Source organism: Olivibacter domesticus (assembly GCF_900109575.1).
GTDB classification, from domain to species: Bacteria; Bacteroidota; Bacteroidia; order Sphingobacteriales; family Sphingobacteriaceae; genus Olivibacter; species Olivibacter domesticus.
In genome coordinates this window covers 35593-58520 of sequence record NZ_FOAF01000007.1, presented here as the reverse complement: position 1 = coordinate 58520, position 22928 = coordinate 35593, and the positions used below count along the sequence as shown (strand labels likewise).

20 protein-coding genes are annotated in these 22928 nt (G+C 38.9%); 11 read left to right on the top strand and 9 right to left on the bottom strand.

Features of this window, described 5'->3' with window-relative positions; translation table 11 throughout:
• Positions 1-224 precede the first annotated feature (224 nt).
• Positions 225-2978: a DNA gyrase/topoisomerase IV subunit A gene (locus BMY50_RS20460; protein ID WP_093328361.1), complete on the top strand. Its 2754-nt coding sequence runs from the start codon at positions 225-227 to the stop codon at positions 2976-2978.
• An 89-nt stretch (positions 2979-3067) separates the two neighbouring features.
• A complete protein-coding gene (gene msrA / locus BMY50_RS20455) occupies positions 3068-3583 on the top strand; it encodes a peptide-methionine (S)-S-oxide reductase MsrA (RefSeq protein ID WP_093328358.1) in 516 nt (171 codons plus the stop codon).
• A 42-nt stretch (positions 3584-3625) separates the two neighbouring features.
• Here msrA and BMY50_RS20450 read toward each other — a convergent pair whose 3' ends face one another.
• The gene (locus BMY50_RS20450) at positions 3626-4666 is read right to left on the bottom strand and encodes a hypothetical protein (RefSeq protein WP_202907894.1); all 1041 of its coding nucleotides are present in this window, start codon (positions 4664-4666) and stop codon (positions 3626-3628) included.
• A gap of 697 nt (positions 4667-5363) precedes the next feature.
• Here BMY50_RS20450 and BMY50_RS20445 point away from each other — a divergent pair.
• Positions 5364-6140 carry a LamG-like jellyroll fold domain-containing protein gene (locus BMY50_RS20445; RefSeq protein ID WP_093328354.1) on the top strand — a complete coding sequence of 259 codons (777 nt, stop codon included), beginning with the start codon at positions 5364-5366 and terminating at the stop codon, positions 6138-6140.
• A gap of 13 nt (positions 6141-6153) precedes the next feature.
• Here the strand turns inward: BMY50_RS20445 and BMY50_RS20440 are convergent, their stop codons facing one another.
• Positions 6154-6366, bottom strand: coding sequence for an FAD-dependent oxidoreductase (locus BMY50_RS20440; RefSeq protein WP_262496935.1), 213 nt, complete (start codon positions 6364-6366; stop codon positions 6154-6156).
• Positions 6367-6628: 262 nt separating this feature from the next.
• Here BMY50_RS20440 and BMY50_RS20435 point away from each other — a divergent pair, with 262 nt between their 5' ends.
• Positions 6629-7408, top strand: a complete 780-nt coding sequence (locus BMY50_RS20435; protein WP_093328351.1) for a LamG-like jellyroll fold domain-containing protein — start codon at positions 6629-6631, stop codon at positions 7406-7408.
• Between the two features lie 24 nt (positions 7409-7432).
• On the opposite strand, the gene BMY50_RS20430 is transcribed toward BMY50_RS20435, so the two are convergent.
• The 4 genes from BMY50_RS20430 to BMY50_RS20410 all read right to left on the bottom strand — a co-directional run bounded on the left by BMY50_RS20430 (position 7433) and on the right by BMY50_RS20410 (position 11978).
• The gene (locus BMY50_RS20430; RefSeq protein ID WP_093328348.1) at positions 7433-9136 is read right to left on the bottom strand and encodes an FAD-dependent oxidoreductase; all 1704 of its coding nucleotides are present in this window, start codon (positions 9134-9136) and stop codon (positions 7433-7435) included.
• A gap of 22 nt (positions 9137-9158) precedes the next feature.
• Positions 9159-9380, bottom strand: a complete 222-nt coding sequence (locus BMY50_RS20425) for a DUF2905 domain-containing protein (RefSeq protein ID WP_093328345.1) — start codon at positions 9378-9380, stop codon at positions 9159-9161.
• Between the two features lie 12 nt (positions 9381-9392).
• On the bottom strand, positions 9393-11093 hold the full coding sequence (locus tag BMY50_RS20420) for a GMC oxidoreductase (protein WP_093328342.1): 1701 nt from the start codon (positions 11091-11093) through the stop codon (positions 9393-9395).
• A gap of 234 nt (positions 11094-11327) precedes the next feature.
• Positions 11328-11978 (bottom strand): DUF6266 family protein, encoded by a 651-nt coding sequence (locus tag BMY50_RS20410; RefSeq protein WP_093328339.1) that lies wholly within the window; start codon positions 11976-11978, stop codon positions 11328-11330.
• 340 nt (positions 11979-12318) lie between these two features.
• On the opposite strand from BMY50_RS20410, the gene BMY50_RS20405 reads away from it, so the two are divergent.
• Entirely contained in the window at positions 12319-13209 is an 891-nt protein-coding gene (locus BMY50_RS20405) for a GLPGLI family protein (RefSeq protein WP_093328337.1), read from the top strand.
• Between the two features lie 13 nt (positions 13210-13222).
• Complete coding sequence (locus BMY50_RS20400; protein WP_139202305.1) at positions 13223-15898, top strand: TonB-dependent receptor; 2676 nt, start codon at positions 13223-13225, stop codon at positions 15896-15898.
• Here the strand turns inward: BMY50_RS20400 and BMY50_RS20395 are convergent.
• The 3 genes from BMY50_RS20395 to BMY50_RS20385 form a co-directional block, all read right to left on the bottom strand.
• Positions 15888-16784, bottom strand: coding sequence for a class I SAM-dependent methyltransferase (locus tag BMY50_RS20395; protein ID WP_093328331.1), 897 nt, complete (start codon positions 16782-16784; stop codon positions 15888-15890). The two genes, BMY50_RS20400 and BMY50_RS20395, sit on opposite strands and share 11 nt — an antisense overlap.
• A 289-nt stretch (positions 16785-17073) precedes the next feature.
• Positions 17074-17826: an ABC transporter ATP-binding protein gene (locus BMY50_RS20390; RefSeq protein WP_093328329.1), complete on the bottom strand. Its 753-nt coding sequence runs from the start codon at positions 17824-17826 to the stop codon at positions 17074-17076.
• 99 nt (positions 17827-17925) lie between these two features.
• Positions 17926-18660, bottom strand: coding sequence for an MlaE family ABC transporter permease (locus BMY50_RS20385; protein ID WP_093328326.1), 735 nt, complete (start codon positions 18658-18660; stop codon positions 17926-17928).
• A gap of 245 nt (positions 18661-18905) precedes the next feature.
• Here BMY50_RS20385 and BMY50_RS20380 point away from each other — a divergent pair, with 245 nt between their 5' ends.
• The 5 genes from BMY50_RS20380 to BMY50_RS20360 all read left to right on the top strand — a co-directional run bounded on the left by BMY50_RS20380 (position 18906) and on the right by BMY50_RS20360 (position 22918).
• Positions 18906-19628, top strand: coding sequence for an SDR family oxidoreductase (locus BMY50_RS20380; RefSeq protein WP_093328323.1), 723 nt, complete (start codon positions 18906-18908; stop codon positions 19626-19628).
• 36 nt (positions 19629-19664) lie between these two features.
• Positions 19665-20210 carry a PspC domain-containing protein gene (locus BMY50_RS20375; protein ID WP_093328320.1) on the top strand — a complete coding sequence of 182 codons (546 nt, stop codon included), beginning with the start codon at positions 19665-19667 and terminating at the stop codon, positions 20208-20210.
• 4 nt (positions 20211-20214) lie between these two features.
• Positions 20215-21159 (top strand): LiaF transmembrane domain-containing protein, encoded by a 945-nt coding sequence (locus BMY50_RS20370; protein ID WP_093328317.1) that lies wholly within the window; start codon positions 20215-20217, stop codon positions 21157-21159.
• Positions 21160-21321: 162 nt separating this feature from the next.
• Positions 21322-21921 (top strand): RDD family protein, encoded by a 600-nt coding sequence (locus BMY50_RS20365; RefSeq protein WP_093328314.1) that lies wholly within the window; start codon positions 21322-21324, stop codon positions 21919-21921.
• Between the two features lie 358 nt (positions 21922-22279).
• Entirely contained in the window at positions 22280-22918 is a 639-nt protein-coding gene (locus tag BMY50_RS20360; RefSeq protein WP_093328312.1) for a TetR/AcrR family transcriptional regulator, read from the top strand.
• Positions 22919-22928 lie beyond the last annotated feature (10 nt).

Here is a 22928-nt window from a genome sequence, read left to right as displayed (position 1 = left end):
ACAAAGCACCCTTTATATGCAATTTAAAGATGCGCGATATATTAGGGAGGTAATCGCTTCATAAAATACCAATTTGTTTAGTATTTTTACAGCGAAAATGATGCAATGGTTAAAGCAGTGTTCGGTACAAAGGTAATTGCATATGACCTTTACCAAGACGTAAATATTCCAAGAAATAGAAGCCGAATACCGATTTCAGATGCTAAAAGTTGATAAAAAAAAACATGAGCGAAGAAATAGATAACAACGAACTTTCTAAAAATAGCAACGATGAAGAACTGAGTCATAACCTAACGATCCCGCTTTCCGGATTGTATGAAAACTGGTTTCTTGATTACGCTTCTTACGTAATATTAGATCGCGCTGTTCCACATATTAATGACGGATTAAAACCTGTTCAACGCAGAATTCTCCATTCTTTAAAGGAAATGGACGACGGCCGCTTCAACAAAGCAGCCAACGTAATCGGGAATACGATGAAGTATCACCCTCATGGAGATGCTTCTATTGGCGATGCCATGGTGCAGATTGGTCAAAAAAATCTTTTAATTGATTGCCAAGGAAACTGGGGAGATCCAACAACGGGTGATTCTGCCGCTGCACCGCGTTATATCGAGGGACGCCTTAGTAAATTTGCCAATGATGTGGTGTTTAATCCAGATACTACCGAGTGGCAATTAAGCTACGACGGGCGAAATAAGGAGCCTGTAACTTTGCCGGTTAAATTCCCGCTGCTATTGGCTCAAGGTGCAGAAGGTATTGCCGTTGGTTTGGCTACCAAAATTATGCCCCATAATTTTATTGAACTTATTGATGGTTCTGTAGAAGTATTGCGTGGAGGTCGGCCAAATTTATTGCCTGACTTCCCTACTGGTGGATTGGCAGATGTCTCTACTTATAATGAAGGTCTTAGAGGAGGTAAAGTAAAAGTACGAGCAAGAATTGAAGAGCGTGATAAAAAGACATTAGCTATAACTGAAATACCTTTTGGGACGACTACGGGGGGATTGATAGATAGTGTCATCGCAGCAAATGATAAGGGTAAGATTAAAATTAAGAAGATAGAAGATAATACAGCAGCTTCGGTAGAGATTATGGTCCATTTGGCACCTGGAATCTCACCAGATGTAACGATTGACGCACTTTTTGCTTTTACCGATTGCGAGGTATCTATCTCTCCTAATACTTGCGTGATTCGTAATGAGCGGCCTCATTTCATGAGTGTGAATGATATACTCATAGAAAACACGAAAAACACAAAAGCATTACTCAAGTTGGAGCTCGAGATTAGGCTGAATGAACTGCTTGAAAAGATCTTTTTTAGCTCATTGCTGAAAATATTTATACAAGAAGGGATGTATAAGCATCCCGGCTATGAAAATTCCGGAAATTTCGAGGTGGTGGTAGGCGTTTTGAATCGATTGTTTACACCATTCTTCCATCAATTTTATCGCGAAATCTTAGCGGAGGACTATAAAAAGCTTATAGATAAACCTATGAGTAGTATCACTCGTTTTGACGTGACAAAAGCTGATGAGCAAATGAAGGCCTTGGAAGAGGAAATCAAAGAAGTAAAGCATCATTTAAGACATCTGACAGATTATGCTATCGCCTGGTATGAGCGGTTGAAACAAAAATATGGAAAAGGGCGTGAGCGAAAAACTGAATTGCGTGTGTTTGAAAAAGTAGAGGCGGCGCAAGTTGCTTTGGCAAATGTTAAACTTTATGTAAATCGGGTAGACGGTTTCATTGGTACTGGTCTTAAAAAGGACGAGTATGTGGGCGACTGCTCAGATATTGATGATATCATTACGTTCCACGAGAATGGTACCTGTTTAGTTACCAAAGTGCAAGATAAAGTTTTTGCAGGAAAAGACATTATCCATGTAGGTGTGTTCAAGAAAGGGGATGAACGAACGGTATATAATCTAATCTATCGAGATGCCAAGACGGGTGTTTCCTACGTCAAACGTTTTTCCATTTTGGGTGTAACGCGTGATAAAGCATACGATCTAACCAAGGGTAGCAAAGGATCCAAAATTGTGTACTTCACTGCTAACCCGAATGGAGAGGCAGAAGTAGTAAATGTACAACTGAAACCCCATTCTAAATTGCGTAAATTGCAGTTTGATTTGGATTTTGCAGATATCGCGATTAAAGGAAGAGGTTCGCAAGGAAATATTGTAAGTAAATACCCTATCAAGAAGATTATTTTGAAGTCAAAAGGGGTATCTACACTCGCAGGCAGAAAGATTTGGTACGACGATATACTTCATCGTTTAAATGTTGATGGGAGAGGAAAGTACTTGGGCGAATTCGATGGAGATGACCGTATTTTGATTGTAATGCCCGACGGTACTTATAATTTGAGTAGCTTCGAATTGACCAATCATTTTGATCCTAAAATGATCCGGATTGAAAAGTATCATGCGAACCATGTCTATACTGCTGTTCATTTGGATGGTAAATCAGGTAATTACTTGGTTAAGCGATTCTTATTTGAAAATACACCTTTGGGGAAAAGTACGTCGATTATTAATGAAGAGCCAGGGTCTAAACTAATCCTGCTTACAAATGGAAATGACCCTGTCGTTCAGATAGATTTATTGAAAGGTAAAAGTCAAAATGCTGAATCGTTAGAACAACATCTTAATGAAATTGTTGATGTCAAAGGAATGAAGGCACAGGGTAACCGCCTTAGTCAGCATGATATCCGTAAAGTAGCACTGTTAACAGCGGAAGAAGATCTGAATAAGAAAACAAATGAAGTCGTATCGAAAATGGAGACAGCTGATGCAGAAGAATCAGAGATAGCTGTTGAAGAATCTGGGACGGGTGCAGAAGAAGATGACGCAACTGATGGCGAAGGGTCAAATAACGAAGAGCCAATAGCAAAGCCCAAACCAAAGGTAGATTTTGAAATTACGAATCCAGATGATATCGATTTAGATGATAATGGACAGCAGTCTCTTTTTTAAGTTGTGAGTTGCGAGCGAGCAGAAGTATAATAGAAGCTGATAGCTAATAGCTTTTTTAATTTTTAATTTTAATTTTTTAACTTAATCGTATGAAGGCAACATTCGGAGGTGGTTGTTTCTGGTGTACAGAAGCGATTTTTCAACAGCTTGAGGGGGTAAATACTGTTTTACCTGGCTACATGGGAGGGCATAAAGAAAACCCAACATATAAGGAAGTTTGTACAGGTGAAACGGGACATGCCGAGGTGGTTCAAATAGATTATGATCCCGATAAGCTTTCTTATAAAAAGCTACTTGGTATATTTTTTAAAACGCATGATCCGACAACATTAAATCGCCAAGGTAATGATATTGGCACACAATATCGTTCTGCTATTTTTTATCATACACCGGAGCAAAAGTTTGAAGCGGAAACGCTTATTAACAAATTGTCTGAAGAGAAAATATATGATGATCCAATTGTAACAGAGGTAGTGGATGCAAAAACCTTTTATGAAGCGGAGGATTATCATCATGATTATTTTAATAATAATCCAGATAACCCTTATTGTGCAGCTGTTATCCAACCTAAATTACAGAAATTTCTAAAAAGCCAAGATCATTAACCATGATAGATAGGCAAATAACTAACGTTGATGGTTATTTGCCTATTGATATTGAATGTAGATTGGTTTTGGCTTTAATTTTAGCAACTCTTCGGGTGTAAGCATTCTTTTTGGAGCCTGTTTGATGTCATTTTTATAGAATAACTTGAATCCTGTAAATTGTACAGGCTCCGCATAAATGAAATGCCTATAGGTGCCTTTCTTTAATTCTGGGGCTCCCCAGCCATCCATTTCCATTACAAATTGTACTTCTTCCCTGAGTTTAATAGCTTGATACTGTTGAACCATCGCCTTTGTAAAACGGTGTACCACTAATATTTTAGGAGGGAGTCTATATTTTCTTACCAATTGCGCTAAAAAATCCGATGCATAGTTAATATCTTGTGCATGGAAGTTTCCAATCCTTGAACCCGGTTTGCTTCCATCTTTCATAGAGAATTCTGGATCGATACCAAGATGCACAAAGGGCAACTGAAGATACTTTTCCAAACGGGGAATTTCTTGTTCTAGATTACTTAGACCAATTTGTATATCCAAGAAAACAAGCATGTGGTCACGCATGGCAGCAATGCTTAGAACAGAGTCTATTTGTTTACTTGGCATGCGCAGACGGTGTTTCCCATCTTTACCGGGATCCCCTTGGGCAGTAACGGCAATATAGTGAAGAGCAGGTATGGCGTTTAAACTGCTATCTGCCCGATTCCATCTTGCTACTTCTTGATCAAGCTTTGCCAACATTTGCTTAGGTGGAAGCTCCCCCAAGATACCCATTCTAGTGGAGTAGAGATTGCCATAAAAGGCAATAATCCGGTTATAAGGTAAAATAGCACCTTGTAAAGGAAGAGGTTGATTCAAAACAGGCCATTTTCCAGCGGTGTCGTTCGCAAGAGTATATAGTCTGGAAAAGTAATCCATGCTATCTACATACTGCGTAGTAAGGGAATCTCTTACAACAGCTCCCACTGCATTATTTGACGTTATTTCGGTAACGGTTAACTGAGCGCATGATAAAGCTGTGCTAACGACCGTGAGAAATAGGATAGAAAAAAGCAGGCGTTTGGCTAAAAGCAAAATAATATTCATCTATCTGGGAATAACAGGTTTAAGCATCCATGTCGACTTACAATAATTAGCACCGACCAACAAAAATAGCAATATTTCACAAACGATTTATTATAAGGAGGCGGCCTAGCAAAGGATCTTCTATACACTGTTTTTTAGCGATATAAAAATTTCTATAAATATTATTTGTACTTGTTCTAAATAAGAGCTATACTTGCGTTGTAATTGATAATGATTCTAAATAATATTCAAAACTAAATTAGGATCTTAAACAATGTAAAGGAAAACATGTTTCATGTTAGGTTTGGTTGGTTTAAAGTTCTCGGTCCTTCGTGTTGGGATGACGGACCGGAACTTTAAAATTAAATCATCAATGACACTCATTGATCCCTTTGGGAATACCGTATTATTTAATGAAAAGATATAAAGATCACCATATATCGATGGTTTATATTTTGTTTAGTTTAGTTAGTGTAAAGCGGTTGTCGGGAGATATCCGCTTTATTTATTTCTTAACTATTTCAATTATATGAAAGAATTAATAAATTCCAACAGAGAATAATGAGAAAATATGGAACTAATAATCAATACTCCTATCTCAAAAACACCATATATAGACAACAATACACGTTTTCTTAACAAAAAAAGAGGACGAGGTGACTGATCTCATATTTTATATAATTTTGATTTCACAATCTATAAATAAAAAATACCTATTATGAAATCAATATCTACTAGTTCATTTTTTTTATGTAGTCTATTATTCATAAGCCTATTGGTGTCGTGTAATAAAGGGACAGGTTTAGAGCCTACTGATAAGGTTAATCTAGAAGAGGACCTGGAGATGTATTTTCCATTCGATGGAAATAGCACTGAAACAATAACGGGCGTAACGTATGACACACATGGCGCTACATACACAGATGATCGCTTTAATAGACCCAAGTCATCGCTATGTTTTAGTAAGAACTATCTGAATATAGATGTTGGAATGGGGAACTCGGTAGGTACTTTCTCCTTCTGGGTAAGTGTTCCGGATACAAGATTTCAACCAAATTTATTCGCTAAAGGGAATCAGCAATTGGGGGTACTTCGATATGGATTAAGAGTAAGCGAAGGTAAAGTTTCACTTATTTCAAATCGAGACCGATGGGGGGTTGACAGTATATCGTATTTTGACGACCTAGTAACTGCATCCGTTATCAAACCGAATAAATGGCACCATATTGTTGTTCGATGGTCCGATGCTGATGAGTTTGTTGAAATCTTTGTCGATAATAAACTGGAAGCATCAGCTTCTTACTTAGAAGGCTGGCGTTTGGTAACTGAAGATGAATATGAAGAGACTGAAACTATGGGAGCCGCTTGGAGTTACGGCGGTCATGATACCGGAGATTATCTATCGTATTTCAAAGGTCAGGTCGATGAGCTCAGACGCTATAATAGACGAATCAGTGATGAAGAGATTGAAGCCCTGTACACGATTGAAGAATAATTGTCTTTAAATCTTAAATTATCGCTAGATCTTTTTTCACACCGTTTATGCCTTCTTTTCTCACGAACTGTTGAAATTCGGTTAGCAGTGTCTTCGTTGCTTTAACAGTCTGCGGCGCAACCTTTTTATGGATGGCATATACAGCTAATAAACCAGCAGCTTCTCCAATATTCCATTCAACCGGATGTAAGCGATAGCAGCCATTCGTAATGCAGGTAGTGCCGATGTTTTTATTGGCGCTGTTGCTGTCGCGCTGTCGTGAGATATCCGCTTTATTTATTTCTTAACTATCTCAAATTATCATAATTAAAAAACAGCAATAGAGAATAATGAGAAAATATGGAGCTAATAGTCGGGGCGCGGAACATTTAAAATGCCATACTTAGACAATAATACACGATTTTTTAACAGAAAGGGAGAACGGGGGCACTGACCTGATATTTTATATAATTTTGATTTCACAATCTATAATAAAAAACACCTGAATTATGAAATCAATATTTACTAGTTCATTTTTTTTATGTAGTCTATTATTCATAGGCCTATTGGTATCGTGTAATAAAGGGACAGGTTTAGAGCCTATTGATAAGGTTAACCTAGAAGAGGGCCTGGAGATGTATTTTCCATTTGATGGAAATAGCACTGAAACAATAACGGACGTAACATATGACACACATGGCGCTACCTATTCACATGATCGCTTTAATAGACCCAAGTCATCGCTATGTTTAAGTAAGAATTATCTGAATATAGATGTTGGAATGGGGAATTCGTTAGGGACCCTCTCATTTTGGGTAAGTATTCCGGATACAACGAGGTATCAAACATATTTATTCGCTAAAGGAAATCAGCAATTGGGGGTACTTCGATATGGATTAGGAGTAAGCGAAGGTGAAGTTTCACTTATTTCAGATGTTAACAGATGGGGGAGTCGAGATAGTATGTCATCCTTTAATCCGCTACAAACTGTATCAATTATTAGGCCCAATAGATGGCATCATATTGTTGTTCGATGGTCCGATGCTGATGAGTTCGTTGAAATCTTTGTCGATAATAAACTGGAAACATCGGCTCCTTACCTCGCGAACTGGTTTTTAATGGACGATCTTGAGGGTGACTCACAGACTATGGGAGCCACTTGGCATTACGGCGGCCATGATACCGGAGATTATCTATCGTATTTCAAAGGTCAAGTCGATGAGCTCAGACGCTATAATAGACGAATCAGTGATGAAGAGATCGAAGCACTGTACACGATTGAAGAATAATTGTTTTTAAATGTTAGATTATCACTAGATGTTTTTCCAAATCGTTTCAATGCCTTCTTTTCGCAAAAACTGCTGAAAATCGTTTAGTAGTGTCTCATTTGCTCTAACTGCGTGAGGTGTAGTCTTCTTACTTAAGGTATAAGTTGCTAATAAACCAGCAGCCTCTCCAATATTCCATTCAACCGGATGTAGGCGATAACAGCCATTGGTGATGTGGGTCGTGCCGATATTTTTATTGGCTGCTAATAAATTCTTCATCCGGATCGGGATCAATGCACCCAATGGGATTTGAAAAGGCAGCGAACCAAAATCAATATAATTATTGCCTTGCGTACTAGGATGCAAATCGATATGATAGTAGCCAATGCCTACGCTATCATAAAATTCGTCAGCTTTTTGGTGCTCATTACTCACGAAAGCCCTGTTCTCCGCACCCACATGCTCCTCCAAAACAGTGAAGAGTGCTTTTATACGCCGTGACTCCCTTACGTATGGGTATTTAGCCAGGCCATCCGTTGTTCCCAAAATATCTCCTCTAAGTCTTAATCCTGGCCAGCCTTCTCCGCCATCAGGTCGTGGAGCGGCGGTTTGCAACCAATAAAAGAGCGATAAACTTAACTGCTTCGCGGCATCAACATGTTTTTTGAATGTCTCGTCGCTTACATCTGGTAGACTTCCTAGAAAATAATCGTTCTGAGGCCAATTCATGATACTAATGTCGCCGCTGTAGTTGCCTGGCAAGAAGTTATGTTTATTAATGATCTTCCTATAATTCCAAAGGTTTAACATTTTTCCAGTTTCGTCACCTTGTGGATGAAAACCTAATTTTGTGGGTTGAAGGGTGCGCGGACTCGAATAGGATAAGTCCAGTAATTTTCCGGACCACGAGGGTTGCATATCCGGCACAAAATCTCGCCAAAAGGCATAATCTTTAGGCTTATCTATTAGATGATCCTCTCCCTCGATATAGTCCATCGCTAAACACATCGTGAAAGCTTGCTGGTTTTCAGGGTCGCTTATTTCAGGTGCATGCAGTTCATTTGTTTCCTTTTTAGATTCCGTGCCTTTCACATATTCAGTTCCCGTGAGCGGGAGTAAGTCTCCGAGCTCTGTGGCATCTATAAAGTACTGGCCGTGTAATGCCAACTTAGTTCCGTCTTTTTGATGCTGCACTTCAATGGTGGCCACTTGCTCTCCTTCTACATCTGCACGTATAGCACGGTATTCCATGAGCAAAGTCAGTTTCCTATTACTTAGATAGGGTGCCAATAATTCCGCTAGTACAGCGAGCGCAACACATGGTTCGTGGCATAACCTCGATACCGATCCATCACCGGGGTTGAGGTATTTTCGGCTCTTCGCTTCTTCTGTCAGCGGATAATTTCGTACATAAAACGACCGAACCTTATCCCTGAACGTACGGTAAGATTTTGTAGCACCCTGTGTTTCTATCCATTGGTGTTCATCGGGCGGCACCCCCTGCTGTGTTAACTGGCCACCTAACCAGTCTGTTTCTTCTACTAAAATAACGCGTTGCCCATTACGTAGGGCGGCAAGAGCCGCTGCACAACCTCCCAGTCCACCGCCAACAACCACAATGTCTGCGGAAAACTCCCGAAGTTTAGTGTGATAGGTCTGTCCGATGTTTGATCCTAAGGTTATGGAAGGCTGCGTGGCTAGATAGGTGCCTCCAAGTGTAACGCCCGAAATGAACTTTCTTCTATTCATAATTTAAGAGGCCTTTGTTTTATCAAAAAAGCTTTTTAAAAAGCCATACTAACAAGCTAATGATACCACTGATAATCAGCATACTGATGATAGGCGCATAAAAGTTAAATCCGGGTTTTTCGATACGGATATCTCCTGGTAGCCTACCAAACCATTTAAAATAACTTCCTGCGAAATAAATGGTCAGGCCGATAAGCATGATAATCCCTCCACCAACCATCATCATTCTTGCTATCTCTTTCATACCATAACTTAATTAAATTTCTCCTTTGGATAAGGCTTTTGCGGCATAGTCAGCGGCACGGGCGGTCAGAGCCATATAGGTAAGAGAAGGGTTTTGATTGCCTGTGGAAGTCATACAGGCACCATCCGTTACAAAAACATTTTTGCAGTGATGTAATTGGTTCCACTTATTTAAAAGAGATGTTTTAGGATCATGTCCCATACGTACACCACCCATTTCATGTATGTCTAATCCTGGGGCATCGTGACGATCAAGCTGACTGATGCTATGACAGCCTGATTTTTCGAGCATAGCGGTACCCTGCTCCAAAAAATCATGCATCAGTCTAACATCATTGTCCGTATAGTCAACAGAGGTGATGAGCTGTGGAATTCCCCAAGGATCTTGCTGGTCTTGACTAAGGCGCACATGGTTTTCATATTGCGGCACGGTCTCTCCTTGCATCATCATAAATACCTGCCACGGTCCTGCTGCTGTTAACTGATCTTTAAAAGTGGCACCAAGTCCGTCGGAAGAACGGGGCCAGCCCGCTCTGCTTGCATTGAATGCGACCATATATCCTCTCAGGAAATCAGTTTCTTGCTTGAATACGTTTCGGAACGAAGGCATAAAAATACTAGTCGGTCTTCGACCGTAGTAATAGCTATCAGATAAACCTTCAAAAGAGGCGGAAATGTTTCCGCGATAATTGTGAAAAGCGATATATCGGCCTAATAACTCATTATCATTTCCCAAACCTTCTGGGAAACGGGATGATGTAGAATTCAATAAAATCAAATTGGTATTTAAGGCAGAAGCATTCACAAAAATAATCTTAGCATAATATTCTTGTATCTCTTTCGTGTGTCGATTTACGGTCCGTACACCTATTGCCTTTCCTTTATGCTCATCATATAGAATAGAATGGACCACCTGATCGGTCATTAATGTGAGATTACCTGTTGCCTGTGCCCAAGGGATAGTAGATGAATTAGAACTGAAGTAAGCGCCAAAAGGGCACCCTCTGTGACAGAGATGGCGGGCCATACATTGACCACGTCCTTGTTTAACGTGTATTTCCTGCGGTTGTGTAAGATGGGCACAGCGGCCAATAATAACATGCCTTTCAGGAAAGTGCTCCTTCACTTTGGTCTTAATATGCTTTTCGAGCGCATTCATTTCAAAAGCCGGGAGCACCTCGCTGTCGGGAAGATTCGGAATATTGTCTCGTGTACCGCTGATGCCTGTAAACTTTTCAACATAACTATACCACGGTGCTAGATCTCGATAGCGGATAGGCCAATCTACTGCAAAGCCATCGCGCGCAGGGGCGTCAAATTCATAATCACTCCAGCGCTGAGTCTGTCGAGCCCATAATAATGATTTACCTCCGACTTGATAACCTCTGATCCAGTCGAATGGTTTCTCTTGAATATAGGGATGCTCTTGATCTTTTACAAAAAAGTGTTCGGTTGTATCATCAAAGGCATAGCAACGGGAAACAATCGGATTAGCAGTGGCTGTTTTTTGGGGAAGTGCGCCACGGTATGGAAATTCCCAAGGAGCTTTCATGGCGGTAGGGTAATCTTGAATGTGTTTTACCATACCGCCACGCTCTAACACAAGTGTTTTAAGGCCCTTACCACATAGTTCTTTTGCCGCCCATCCACCGCTGATACCTGATCCTATCACTATGGCATCATACGTTGCTTGTGCTTTCCCTAAAATATTCATGTTTTATTTTTTCAGTTTGTCTAATCCGAAAACATTTGAAGACTACTTTAACACCCAGTACCCTAATATCAACCAGACAATTCCTTTCAGTAGAAAAAATAGAAAGCCCCAAAAACCCACTCTCTTTAGCCAGATCATGAATTTATTTTGTGATGGGCTCTCTTTATTTTCCATGAGCATATTTGATCATTAACCTACATTGTTTTAACATAAATGTAGGTAAAAATTTGTAATTTATTTGACTTCTATTGATCCGACATAAACACTGTTAGAGCTGTTATTACTGCCGTCTGTAGCAAAGAACGCCATATAACCGTGTAGTATTGTGCCAGATCTGTATTTTTCTCGAAACATGGTTAAACGGTCTTCTCCCTGATCTCTAAAACCACCTGATTTTGTATAATTTGGAGATTCTTTAAAATCAGTGATGAGTAGAAGTGTTCTATCTCCAGCATGACTGCGATCTACATTTATAGCATCATATGCCCACTTAAAAATAAAGTCGTTTCCTTCCTGGCTAATACTGGCTTCCCTTGGTGCAGGTAATATGCCACCACTGATCATAAAGTTTTCTGGGATAACTCTCAAGCCTGCTTCAGTTTCAGTGATTGCATGCTTAATATTATGTGACATGGCCGAATTATGACCAGTCCTATTAGGGGCATAGTTCATAAATCCAAGTCTCACCAATGGAACAATAGATCCCAAAATGTCTTGCATGTAGCCGAATTTGCTGCGCTGTTTCCCTTGCTCTTCAGTAGCTTTTCTATTACGGTTTATACGCGGTAATCCTCTTACATAATCGATGTTTTTCCACTTGCAAAAAACTACACTTCCTACTTTACCTGAAATTGCGCCATTAGCGCCGTTGATCACTCTTCCCATAATTGGTTCATTTAAGGTTTATAATGCTTGCCTTTAAAAAGCAGATATCTTATGTATAAAATATCAATTAAGTCTTTAACAAATATAATAAAAATAGGAAATAAATAAGACTTTATTCGCTTTTGTCCGAATAAGGTCCGAACAAAGTCCGAATAAAATCCGTATTAAATCCTATTAATTTTACTTCTTAATAGAAGTTTAATACGATCATGGTCATACGATATCCAACGTTTATAAGATCATTTTATGAGTTATCTTTTGAAGAGTGAAAATTAATTTATTTGTATCTACGAAAAATTCGTAATATTACTATATATTCGTATTTATAAACAATTGTATTATGAAAACCATCCAACAAATATCTTTTGCATTCGCGATCCTTTTTCTACATGTTGCCTTGAAAGCACAAGAAACAGAACCTGTATTAGCCAAATGTTATTATAAATTCATTCATATTAACGACACGACGCAAAGATCCAAACAGCACGAGGAGGAAATGGTACTTTATATTGGAAAAGACGCTTCGTTATACGCCACCTATACCGAGGAAAGAATGAAAGAAAGTCTGGAAAAACAGATGGAAGATCCTGCGTTTGACGGCAACATAACGATCACCGGAAGTAGCAGAACAACAAGTGAGTCTTATTACTTCCAACCGGCAAGTCAAAAATTTAAGGAATTATATAAGTTAGGCGATGAACAATATTTACTGGATGGTACTTATCCGGCTGTTAACTGGAAAATAAGCGATGAAATTAAAGAAATAGGCGGATACTCCTGCCAACGGGCTGATACGGAATTTAGGGGAAGGAGATATATAGCTTGGTTTGCTGCCGACTTGCCCTTTCCTTATGGCCCGTGGAAATTGCAAGGCTTACCAGGCTTAATCCTAGAAGTGAAGGATGCAAGGAATGAAGTTTTTTTCCAGTACGCAGGATTTGAGAAGATGAGTAACGATCGTACGCTGTTTGGAATTCCAAACTACCTGGTAAAAACGAACAGAAAAGCACTTGAAAAATTAAGAGAGGCTTTGAAGAAGAATCCTAATGCGGCGATGTCTGCTAAATCCAAAGGAAAAGACATGTCTTTAGTTAGAAGTACTCCTTCGGCAACCTTAATGGGAAATCCATTAACCGATCCTTCCAGAATCAAGAGTATTCATGTACAAAAGACAGACAATTTGGATAACGTCTCTAAGATAATGAATAACCCCTTAGAACTTCGGGATTAATCCTTTTATCATCATGAAGCATTTTTTCATGTGCCTGTTTTTTATGGGGTGGTATGCTTTTGCCTTTGCACAACAGAAGCAGATCCAGGGCAATATTAAAAATAGAGCAGGTACGGCTATTGCTTATGCCAGCGTCATGGTCAAAAATGAGCGAAATCATATCGTCAGCTTTAAGGCTAGTGATGAAAAAGGAGATTTCGCTCTATTGTTGCCAGACACTTTAATATTGTATCCGATACGATTAGAAATTAGACATTTAGGCTATAAAACCATAAAACTTTCGATAACCGATCTAAAAAAAAACTACCCGATCGTAATGGAAGAACAAGCGATAGACCTTTCTCAGGTAGAAGTGAAAAGTAGACCACGCATTGACAGGCGGGGCGACACCTTGTCTTATGAAGTGAGCACTTTCTCGAAGAATGAAGACCGTTCTATCGGCGATGTGCTTAAACGAATGCCAGGAATTGAGGTAAATGATAAGGGAGAAATTAAATACAATGGAAAAAGTATTTCCAATTTCTATATTGATGATGATGATCTGTTGAATGACCGTTATGCAATTGGCTCAAAAACAATTCGGCACGATATGGTGAAAAGGGTAGAAATTCTGCAAAACCATCAACCGATTAAGGTGCTGCGACAACGAGTACTGAGCGATGCGGTAGCACTAAATCTTGTCATAAAAGAGAAGGCAAAACTCAAATTAACAGGACAGGCAAAAATCGGATTGGGCGCGCCACATCAGTACGATAGTGAGTTAAATACTGTACTGTTCAATAAAAAATATAAGATGTTAAATGTGTTGAAGGCAAATAATATTGGCGAGGACCTTTTAGCCGATTTTACTGCTTTTAACCAATCGTCTTTCCTTGCAGCGATGGACAATGGCCATCCGCAAGCACTATTGTCGGCTAGCACAGTAGCCGTGCCAGAGTTACCGAAAAATCAATACTATTTCAATCGTTCAGGGTCTCTTAACGCCAATAATCTCGTGAATCTTAAAAATGGCATCCAGCTTAAATCGAATATCAATGTGCTGTCCGACCGGAATGTTTTGGAATATAATAGCTTTAATGATCTGTACTTGGAAGATGATACGGTTCATTATAGTGAAGAACAAAAAGTCTTTAAAAGCCTCTTCTTAACGGATATTTCGCTGAGTGCGGAAGCTAATAAGGAGCTATACTATTTCAGAAACCGACTGCGTGTTGCTTATACCGGGCAGCCGATTCGCGCTGAATTAGGGAGTAATGAATTTGAACTAGACCAGCAGCTAAACGATCATATTAGTGATTTCTCCAATCATTTAGAATATGTACCGATGCTTAAAAACAAAAATATTATCCGGGCTGAATGGTACACCAGTTATTATAGGAATTTTCAAAAACTTACTATATGGCCTGGTATAAATGACCAAGTGCTCAATAGAGACAGTGCTTACGCGCGCGCTGAGCAAATGGTTCAAACACCCTCTTGGTTTAATAAGATGTCTTTAGCATACGGATTAGTTAACGGGCTTATTAAACAACAATATCAAATTGGGCTATTAAATGAAATACAACAGTTAAAAAGTGCCTTACGGCTTGAACAGCTCGATGGACACACCAATCCTTTTGAAGGAAGTGATGATAATAACCTGCGTTGGACGAGGAGTCGCCTGTATACAAATGCTATCTATGAATACAAAATGGAGAAATTGGAGGCCTCTTTTTCAATACCAATGACTTGGCAAATAATTCGTTATCAAGACCACAACTTTCAAGTAGATAACCATAAAAGGCAGTTTTTTGTTAATCCATCACTAAGGCTTAAAGTAATGACGACAGTAGAGGATTTTATTTCGTTGAATTATAGCTATAATAATAAGGTTGGCGATATTAATAATGTATACCGTGGTGCAATTTTGCTAAATTATAGAAGCCTTCAATCAAATGACGCCTTACTTCAGGAGCAAAATAATCATCAAGCAGGGCTGTCTTATAATTTCCAACATGCTATCACTATGTTGTTTCTCCATGGAGGTTTAAGCTGGAGCAAAGCTACAGCGAATGCAATTTTATCTAGCCGGGTAACGAATAATATAACGCAAACGGTGCTGGTACCACTCTCTAACAATGTGAGTACTTTTTCTGTTTACGGCGGCGCTAGCAAATATATATTTGTCTTCGGTGCTACCGCGGCGATAAAGGCGTCATGGGACAATGCGCGTTATAATCAGTTATTGAATGGTCATCTCTTTCCTTATGCAAATAGCACATTCTCTCTAAGTCCAAGTATAGAGGCTCGTTTATGGAGTGCCATTTCTTTATCCTATAATGCAACAGGTACCTGGATGAAAAGTAAGGCGGTTGCGAAAGAAGGCACCCCCTCTCTCCCTGAGCAGCAGATAACTCTATACGATCAGTCGGTTCAATTCAATTTTGCGCCCTATAAAAGTCTTTTCATGACGGTTACAGGAAGGCAGCAGTTTAGGCAACAGAAGCGACAGCATCTAAGTTATTTTTTTGTCGATGCTAATGTGCGCTACCGCATCGATAAATGGCACTCGGATATTGAAATGAATTTAATTAACCTAGCTGATGTAAAAGACTATGAAACCTATAGTATATCGGGTAATAGGTTTTACTACAGCCATTATTCCTTAAGAGGGCGTATGGCTGTCCTAAAATATACATTTAGCTTCTAAATTTACCAAAAACACCCAAAGGAAGCTTACTGCCAGCTGTTGCCTGAAGGTAGAGTTCTCCGGTTTCCAGGTTCTTTACTTGCGGAAAAGAACTCTTGATAAGATTTTCTACAATAACTGAAGAGAAACCTAAGGAATAGGTGTTCAGAATTAAAAAATGTTCTTGGGGGTCTAATAGCTGTACTACATCATGCATCATTTCGGTAATATGATCCTCCAATTTCCACTTCTCTCCTTTAGGACCATGCCCATAGGCGGGTGGGTCTAAAATAATACCGTTGTATTTATTGCCCCTCTTTAGCTCACGCTTCACAAATTTTAGTGCATCTTCCACTACCCAACGGATATTATCCAATTCGGATAATTCCTGGTTCTCATTTGCCCAAGTTACTACTTGTTTAATGGAGTCTACATGTGTAGTATCGGCTCCTGCAGCCTTAGCAATCAATGATGCCCCTCCGGTATAAGCAAATAAATTCAATACTTTTGGTTGAGGGTTTTTAAAGGATTTAATAGTGGATGATATATAATCCCAATTAACGGCTTGTTCAGGGAAAATTCCGACATGCTTGAAAGAAGTGAGGCCCAAGCGGAATTTAATAGCGGCTTCCTTGTTTTGGTAGCTAATATGCCACCTGTCGGCAATTTTAGGATTTTTTTTTAACCAATCGCCGCTGGTTGCCGACCTACCTTTGAAACGAATGTGATGCAGTTTGTTCCATTCGCTTTCATGGAGCGATTTTGGCCAAACTGCCTGTGGTTCGGGCCTGATCAGTATTAGCTCGCCAAAACGTTCGAGTTTTTCAAAATTACCACAATCTATAAGTTCGTAATCTTTCCAATATTGTGGTGTAAGTAATTGTATCGTGTTGGGCGTCTGTGTCAAAATGTTGAATCTTTTGGGCAAAGATAGGGAATTAGTTGTTAGTTATTCGTTGCTCGTTACTGGTTGTTAGTTATTGATTTGACAGAGTATTCATTATTGTTATCAAGACATCAGACATAAGTAGCAAGATTATACTAGTTGTGAGTTGCCAGTTGTAGGTTGTGAGTATTTAATTAACCTGCAATGATTACCTCCCTTACTATTTGACCAATTAACAACTTAACTATTCAACTACTCGACAATTTGACCTTTCAACTACTCAACCCCTTAACTAATGACGATTCAATTATTAAAATTTTTCCTTAGCTATTTTCATAAACGGACTGGCAAATACGAAATCATTTAATTCTTCGACATCGGAATGCGCAATTTCCTTGTTAGATCCTTCCCATTTTTTTTCACCCTGATATAAGAAAAGAATATATTGGCCAATGCCCATAACGGAGTTCATATCATGTGTAACCACCACTGTAGTTGTATTATACTCTTCCGTAATATCCTGAATGAGTTCGTCAATAACGATGGAGGTCCGCGGGTCTAAACCAGAATTTGGTTCATCGCAAAAGAGGTATTTGGGTGTCATTGCAATGGCCCTAGCAATTCCTACACGTTTTTTCATTCCACCTGATAGCTCTGCAGGAAATAATTTATTTCTACCTTCTAAATTAACGCGCTCTAAACAGAAATTGGCGCGTTCTATTCTTTCTTTATTAGACATCTCACTAAACATCTGCAAGGGAAAGGTAATGTTTTCTTCAACAGTCATGGAATCAAACAATGCAGAGTTCTGGAAGAGCATTCCTATTTCTTTACGAATCGGTATACGTTCTTCAAAATTTAAGCGCGTAAAATCTTGTTTTTGATATAGCACTTTTCCTTTATTGGGCTCATGAAGTCCTACCATGCATTTGAGCAATGTGCTTTTTCCAGAACCCGAACCACCAATTATCAGACTGATTTTCCCAGGTTCAAAGTTCGCTGAAATACCCCTAAGGACTTCATTATCTCCAAAAGATTTGTAAATGTCGTTTACTTCAATCATTTTTTAGTATCAAGTAGGAAGATTCTTTATTTAGCCAGTAAATTTTGACACGCAAAGTTATGTTATGCTCTCTAAACTCGTGTCCAGATACTTGCCAGCTTATAACATTAATGCTGTAATTACATAGTCGGCAACCAATATCATAATACAACTAACGACAACACTTTTGGTACTGGCTTGACCTACCTCTAGTGCTCCTCCCTTTACGTAAAAGCCATGATAGGCGGCTATTGTAGTAATGATGAAGCCAAATACGAAGGCCTTAACCAAGGCTACTGCAATTGTGTACCCTCTAAAGTCGCCCGTAATGCCCATTATATAATCTGATGGGGTGACGGCACCCGACAACGCGCCACCTATTAAGCCGCCGCTAAGTGCCAAAAAAATAGAAATGATAACTAACACTGGAACCATTGTAATACCTGCTAAAATTTTAGGAAGTATAAGGTATCCGGGGGCGTTTATGCCCATAATTTCTAAGGCATCTATTTGTTCGGTCACACGCATGGAACCAATTTGCGAAGAAATGGATGAACCCACCTTGCCAGCTAAAACCAGCGCAGAAATGGTAGGACTTAGCTCCAGTATGCTGGAATCACGATTGATTTGGCCGATAATAGAATTTGGTATAAGATCCGAAACAAGCTGAAAAGCAATTTGCATGGTCATTACAGCACCAATAAAAGTAGATATAATAGCTACCAGGCCTAAAGAACCTACGCCAATGCTGTTCATTTCATGCATAATCTCCTTCCAATAGATGCTGCCTTTTTCCGGTTTTTTAAAAACCGTTTTTAGTAATAATAAATATTTACCGAAGCTTGTAAAAAACATAAAGTATAATCAAACAGTCGTGATATTATTTCCAAACTTATGTAAAATTGCTTTGAAATACAATTTGAAGCCCTTACATAGTATTGTTTATTCGCAAACAGAATTAAGAACAGCAATTTGATATATTTGTTTGGCTGCGTAGTTAGTAGATAACGAACAAGCAATAACTGGACAATGCCTTGCTACTAAGAAACGAATAACCAGCAACGAACAACTAATAACGATTAACCAATAACAAAATAAAAATGTCTAATTCAATACGAGGACGCAATGTTCTTATAACAGGTGCAACCAAGGGAATAGGTAAAAGCATCGCTTATGCTTTAGCAAAAGAAGGCTGTAATTTGATGTTATCGGCAAGAACAGCAGCTGCATTAGCAACGCTACAGAATGAGCTTTCTGTATTGTATCCGACAATACGGATACAGTATATGGAGGCTGACTGCGGTGATATGGTGCAAGTAAAAAACCTGGCCAATAAAACCGTTTCCCATTTTAGCCAAATTGATATCTTGGTTAATAATGTTGGTTTATTTATCCCATCAGGATTTTTAGACGAAACTACTGAATCCTTTACGGATCATATGGCCGTAAATGTTTTCTGTATGCATTATTTATCTGTATACTTTGGAAAAAGCATGTGTAAGAGGGGAAGTGGGCATGTGTTTAATGTCGGTTCAATAGCCGGAAAATCTCCCTTTGTGAAGGCTGCTTCTTATAGTGTAACAAAGTATGCTGTTCATGGTCTAACCTCTGTATTAAGACAGGAGTTTGGCCCACATGGCGTGAAGGTAACCGAAATTATTCCAGGCTCCACTTTTACATCTTCTTGGGAAGGCGTTACCATTCCGGAAGAAAGATTCGTTGCTGCTACAGATATAGCGCAAGCTGTTGTTGCTTGTTTAACGATGACTAAAGGCGCAAATGTAGATGAAATAGTAATTACACCACTATACGGGGATGTTTAGCATAGCGTAAACCGTGAGACCTATAAAGCAAATAAAATGGAAAGAGAGTTAAAGCGCAATGAACAAGAGGGAATGATAGGAGGAGTCTGCGCAGGAATTGGAGAATATTTAGGTGTTGATAAGACATGGGTGAGGGCATTATTTGTGCTGAGCATTTTTTTTAGTGCTATAGGGATTGGGCTAATTGGACCCATTGCATATATTGTCATATGGATTGTAGTGCCCAGGAAACCTTATGTATTTCCAAATGTTGATCCGAATTTTTATAACGTAGATTATAAAGCTACACAAGCTCCATATGAAAAAATACAGCAAAATAAGAAGCAACAGCGACGGTCTGCTGGTTTGATACTTTTATGTATCGGTGTTTTTCTGTTAGTAATACAATTAGACTTTATTTCTTGGAGAACTATATTTAATTATTGGCCAACGGTATTTGTGCTGGCGGGACTATATACTATTCTTACTTCCTTTACGAAGCAGAAAGAGTGGCGCCATTTGAATTCCAGTGAACAAGAAGACACACCTCCGTCAGAAACGGATGACATGAAAGATAATTATTCCGATAATCAAAATCATTAAGCTTATGAACAGAGATAGATTAAATTGGGGATTGGTACTATTATTTATAGGTATCATGTGGCTATTAAGCAATTTAGGGTTTATATCCTTTTACTGGTCGAGCTTATGGAGATTTTGGCCTATATTTTTGATTATTTTGGGGGTTAATCTGCTCGTACCACGACAAGGTGTCGGAAACGTTATTTCGGTGGTAGCCACTATCGCTGCATTGGTTTTCATAGGCTTCCAGTCCTCACATCCGAGAAACAATTGGGATAGAGGAGCTACAGTTTACGAAAATGATGAAGATGTACCAACGGATAGAGAAGACCGGAGAGAAGTTCGGAAGGCTGATTTTGTAAGCCCCTATGAAAGCCATATAAAAACAGCAAATCTTGAAATCAAGGGTGGAGCAGTGGAATATAAAATTGCTGGGGAAACGGAAGATTTGTTTAAAGCCGAAACAAAAAGTGCTTTTGCAGGCCACGTACTACAGAGTTCGGTGAGAGATTCTGTAGCAGACCTGTCTTTTCGGATGAAAAACGTTAAGAAAAAAGAATGGAACCTCGATGAAAATGAAAATTCAGCAGAGATAGCGCTTAACGTGAAACCTTTTTGGAATATTCGAGTAGATGTTGGGGCTGGTGCTGTTAATTTCGATTTAAGTAAGTATAAAATAGCGAAGCTAGATCTTAAAGGGGGTGCTGCTTCCTTTGAAACAAAATTGGGAAACCCAGTCGGAGTCTGCGAAATTAACGCGGAATCTGGTGTGGCAAGTGTTGAAATTGAAATTCCGAAAGAAGCGCCGTGCCGCATTGAGGTTAAATCGGGCCTGTCATCGAAAGAATTTCCAGGTTTTATAAAACAAGATGACGGCTCTTACATAACAGAAGGCTTTCAAGAGTCTGGCCACCGTTATCTGATCAATTTAAAGGGTGGTTTAAGTTCTTTTTCGGTGCAGCGATATTGAGTGTTATTAGTTGAATAGTTGAAAGGTTAAATTGTCGAGTTGTTAAATAGTTGATAAGTTGAATAGTCAAGTTGTTAATTGGTTAAATAGGTAAGAGAGGTAAACATTGCGGGTTAATTAAATACTCGCAACTCACAACTGGCAACTCACAACTAATAAAATATGTACTATCTTGTTAAAAATGGAAAACCCCACGGACCGCTCTCTTTAGAAGAATTAAAGGCCATGGATCTTGTTGGGACTGATTTTATAAAACAAGATGGATGGGATGATTATAAGGAGCTGCGAGAGATTCCAGCACTTAGTGAGCAATTGGGAATTAAGTTTGAGCGGGCTATTCCGCAATATTTCGCAACACTTGATGTTCGCCTTTTAGCGGCGGCGATCGATTATTTTTTTGCTTTTATAATCTACTGTATTTTCGCATTAGCAATACTTATCAAAGCAGAAAACAAACAAGAACAATTAAGTTTATTAGTTTTTGGTTTAGCACTTATCCCTTTCATTAAGTTTTTTATAAATGTAATTTCAGAAGGTTCGAGTAAAAATGCCTCTCCGGGTAAACTCCTTTTACAGATTAAAGTAACCGATGAAAAGGGGGATCCCATAGGCTTCGGTAGAGCGCTATGGCGAAATGTGGCGAAGATTACATGTATACTTACGCTCGGCATTGGCTATCTCACCGGTTTTTTTGATCGACGGCAGCAATGTTTCCATGATAAGTTGGCTAAAACACTTGTTATTAAAGGCCGACTTTTATAGTTGTTATTTACTGGTTGTTAGTTATTCGTTGTGCGTATCAAGCAGCAAGATGCAAGTATGAAGACGTTCTCAGCGTGTATGGGGGATAGTCTTCATTTGATGAGGTTGCCAGTAAAGAGTAGTTGTGCGTTATTGTTTATTCGTTTCTCTCAATAAAATCGGAGGCAGGGAATGTCATTCTGCCAGATCTTACTCACTTTAAAACCTTTATAAAAGCAATTTACGCTTCTATGACATTTTTAAATATATGTTTTTCAATTAGTTGTGTTGTTTTTGTGTTTGTTTTCGAAGAATTATTAATTAAACGTTTGTTTGAATTAAACGTTTGTTTAATTTTGCCGCGTTAATTTTCCAGCGAATGACGGAATACAGTGAGAAACAACTCCAGATCATGGATACAGCTTTAAAGCTTTTTTCAGAAAAGGGGTACGACAAAACTTCTATTAGGGATATAGCACAAGCAGCGGACGTAAATGTGGCGATGGTGTCTTATTACTTCGGTTCAAAAGAAAAGCTTTTGGAAGCACTTTTTAGAAACCACTTTTCTTTTATAACAACCACTTTAGAAAACATATTATATGAAAAAGAGAGCTCTGCCTTTGAAAAGGTAGAAAGAATCATTGATGTGTTTATTAATACGCTTTTTAGCAGACAAAAATTTAATCAGTTGATGATGCGCGAGTCGAGTGTGGTAAATGAAGGACCTCTATTTGATATGATTTTAGAGATGAAAACCAAAAATCGTAAACTGGTGGAGCGGGCAGTAAAAAGTGGACAACGTTTAGGTGTTTTTCGTAAAGATGTGAGTGTGGTATTTCTTTCTTCAGTGATGATCGGAAGTGTAAACCAGATGTTGGCTAACTGCAGATACGAAGCTCGAAGTGCAAAACTGGAAGGAGAAAGTAAAGAAGCCTTTAAAAAGGAGCGGATCGAGATCTTAAGAATTCACCTTAAAAGAATGTTTATAGCGTATTTAACCTATGATTCCAACAAGTAAAAAAGATTCT

Coding starts and splice junctions, on each gene's coding strand:
- BMY50_RS20460 (WP_093328361.1), top strand. CDS start 225: ATGAGCGAAGAAATAGATAACAACGAACTTTCTAAAAATAGCAACGAT.
- msrA (WP_093328358.1), top strand. CDS start 3,068: ATGAAGGCAACATTCGGAGGTGGTTGTTTCTGGTGTACAGAAGCGATT.
- BMY50_RS20450 (WP_202907894.1), bottom strand. CDS start 4,666: ATGAATATTATTTTGCTTTTAGCCAAACGCCTGCTTTTTTCTATCCTA.
- BMY50_RS20445 (WP_093328354.1), top strand. CDS start 5,364: ATGAAATCAATATCTACTAGTTCATTTTTTTTATGTAGTCTATTATTC.
- BMY50_RS20435 (WP_093328351.1), top strand. CDS start 6,629: ATGAAATCAATATTTACTAGTTCATTTTTTTTATGTAGTCTATTATTC.
- BMY50_RS20430 (WP_093328348.1), bottom strand. CDS start 9,136: ATGAATAGAAGAAAGTTCATTTCGGGCGTTACACTTGGAGGCACCTAT.
- BMY50_RS20425 (WP_093328345.1), bottom strand. CDS start 9,380: ATGAAAGAGATAGCAAGAATGATGATGGTTGGTGGAGGGATTATCATG.
- BMY50_RS20420 (WP_093328342.1), bottom strand. CDS start 11,093: ATGAATATTTTAGGGAAAGCACAAGCAACGTATGATGCCATAGTGATA.
- BMY50_RS20410 (WP_093328339.1), bottom strand. CDS start 11,978: ATGGGAAGAGTGATCAACGGCGCTAATGGCGCAATTTCAGGTAAAGTA.
- BMY50_RS20405 (WP_093328337.1), top strand. CDS start 12,319: ATGAAAACCATCCAACAAATATCTTTTGCATTCGCGATCCTTTTTCTA.
- BMY50_RS20400 (WP_139202305.1), top strand. CDS start 13,223: ATGAAGCATTTTTTCATGTGCCTGTTTTTTATGGGGTGGTATGCTTTT.
- BMY50_RS20390 (WP_093328329.1), bottom strand. CDS start 17,826: ATGATTGAAGTAAACGACATTTACAAATCTTTTGGAGATAATGAAGTC.
- BMY50_RS20385 (WP_093328326.1), bottom strand. CDS start 18,660: ATGTTTTTTACAAGCTTCGGTAAATATTTATTATTACTAAAAACGGTT.
- BMY50_RS20380 (WP_093328323.1), top strand. CDS start 18,906: ATGTCTAATTCAATACGAGGACGCAATGTTCTTATAACAGGTGCAACC.
- BMY50_RS20375 (WP_093328320.1), top strand. CDS start 19,665: ATGGAAAGAGAGTTAAAGCGCAATGAACAAGAGGGAATGATAGGAGGA.
- BMY50_RS20370 (WP_093328317.1), top strand. CDS start 20,215: ATGAACAGAGATAGATTAAATTGGGGATTGGTACTATTATTTATAGGT.
- BMY50_RS20365 (WP_093328314.1), top strand. CDS start 21,322: ATGTACTATCTTGTTAAAAATGGAAAACCCCACGGACCGCTCTCTTTA.
- BMY50_RS20360 (WP_093328312.1), top strand. CDS start 22,280: ATGACGGAATACAGTGAGAAACAACTCCAGATCATGGATACAGCTTTA.